The sequence below is a fragment of the Luteibacter sp. P4_E6 genome (genome assembly GCF_056401535.1).
Genome location: NZ_JBFUJE010000679.1, coordinates 1 through 1,831, shown reverse-complemented (window position 1 = coordinate 1,831; position 1,831 = coordinate 1). Strand labels below are relative to the sequence as shown.

Sequence of the window (1,831 nt, the reverse complement as noted above, 5' to 3'; positions counted from 1 at the left end):
GTACAGGGCCTGGCCCTCGTTACCTATGTTCAGGGCTTCAATCACGGATGTCGGCGGAATCGACGGCTCCACGGTTCGAATGCGATCTGCGTCAGTCGATGGAGCATTCGAGATGATGGCCTTTCGCATGGAGAAGTTCGACGTTGAAAGCACCGTCGGCAGCATCAAGTCATCGCTGCGGGGTGCGGCACTGCTCGGGTCGATGTCCAGCATGGCAAGCGCCTCGCCTTTCGTGACGCCGTGGCACGTCTGTGGCTGGTCGCTACCGGCAATCCAGATATCTCCCTGGTGCCTGCAGGCCGACAGCAACGGGTCAGCGCCATCCATGGCAACGAGGAAGCCATGGCGCCCGGGAGTCCTGCCTTGCGCGTCGAGGTCGACCGGTATACCTAAATAAAGCGGACCCGATCGATGGAATCCGTGCGCGTCATCGCAGCATGGCTCGTCGGCGCGTGCGCGGTAGGGCGCGAGGCACACGGCGATGCCGAGCAGCATGGCAAGCATTGATAGCCGCTGGTTCACGGCAGCAAGCTTGCTGGCGAGAGGTCTACGATCGTGCCATCCGGCTGCACCATTCGGATCGCATGGAATCCGGCGACTGAGACGGGCTGGCGAAGCCATTCCTCAAGCGCCATGGTAAAGCCGTGTGGGAGGGAGCTGGTCTTGACGTCGCGGGACCATACCAACAACGCGGGACTCATCGGTGCCTTGGGATCCTTGTAGTAGAAATGCACAAGGGCACCCACGACCACGCCGTCGCTCGATGCCCAGACCATGCCTTTTTCCTGACAGGATCCGGGACGGCAGGAAGCAACCACCATCGAGCCATCGGCGCGTTCAATGGGACGTCCCTGCGACGTGGTGGCGGCTACGGCATAGCGGAGCGGCTCCGGCGCGTCGTCGTCACTCATGCCGAGATAGAGATCTACCTTGGGCACGTGCGCATCGAGCAGGCTACGCCAGCCGGCGGTCAATGCGCCCACATAGGTATGGGAACGGGCCGCTTCAGTAAGTACGCCCGTCGTTGAAGGGCGCACGGGCGCGTCACCAGCGTGAAGTGCATGGCATGTCATGAGGCCCACCGCAAAGATGCAGCAGATTTGTCGGCGCATCCGCATGCCTTCGATATGGAGACTCAATCCCTTGCCCGTCTGGACCTGCCGCAGCATCGCGGTTGCGATGCCCCCTGTACGGTGGTCTGTTCGCAAAATCTAGCGTAGCCACTGCGGATGGGCAAGGCAAAGTTGCGGATGAACAAGTGCCTGATATAGACTCCAACATGTACGCAAAGATGTACATGTTGGAGTAGCCCATGCGGACCATCAATTTCACCGACGCCAGAAGCAACCTCAAGGAGGTGCTCGACACGGTGGCGACCGATCACGACATCACTCTTATCAAGCGTCGTGACGCTGAAGATGCCGTCGTGATGTCTGTGAGCGACTACAACTCGCTGCAGGAGACGCTGTATCTGTTCAGCAGCGCCGCCAACGCCATCCGATTGCAGAACGCCATGGCCGAGGCCGACACGTCGCTGCCGGCGGACGCACGCATACTAGGTCCGGATGGCGTTTAAAAGGGAAGCCTGATGGCGGTGCGTAAGGAGAGGGAAGATCTTTGGTGGACGAGCCAGGCGTGGGAGGACTACCGCTACTGGCAAGAGCACGTCCCCACGAATGTCGACGCCGTAAACACCTTGATCGAAAACATCCGGCGCACGCCGTGGACCGGGCTTGGTAAGCCCGAGCCCCTAAAAGGTGAGTGGAAAGGTTGGTGGTCTCGCCGGATCACGCTGGAACATCGCCTCGTCTACCGCCTCTTCGACATGGAC

The 1,831-nt window shown here is 60.6% G+C and carries 4 protein-coding genes; 2 read left to right on the top strand and 2 right to left on the bottom strand.

The genetic code is table 11. From position 1 onward, the window contains the following. On the bottom strand, positions 1-495 hold a 495-nt coding region (locus AC1DT2_RS22300; RefSeq protein WP_477298804.1), incomplete at its 3' end, for a hypothetical protein. A 23-nt stretch (positions 496-518) separates the two neighbouring features. After that, positions 519-1,037: a hypothetical protein gene (locus AC1DT2_RS22295; protein WP_477298803.1), complete on the bottom strand. Its 519-nt coding sequence runs from the start codon at positions 1,035-1,037 to the stop codon at positions 519-521. A gap of 275 nt (positions 1,038-1,312) precedes the next feature. On the opposite strand from AC1DT2_RS22295, the gene AC1DT2_RS22290 reads away from it, so the two are divergent. Next, entirely contained in the window at positions 1,313-1,576 is a 264-nt protein-coding gene (locus tag AC1DT2_RS22290) for a type II toxin-antitoxin system Phd/YefM family antitoxin (protein ID WP_063572228.1), read from the top strand. Positions 1,577-1,588: 12 nt separating this feature from the next. Then, a partial coding sequence (locus AC1DT2_RS22285) for a Txe/YoeB family addiction module toxin (protein ID WP_477298801.1) occupies positions 1,589-1,831 on the top strand: 243 nt, incomplete at its 3' end.

Excerpts from the sequence above, each read along its gene's own strand:
- AC1DT2_RS22290 (WP_063572228.1), top strand. The coding sequence starts at position 1,313 with ATGCGGACCATCAATTTCACCGACGCCAGAAGCAACCTCAAGGAGGTG.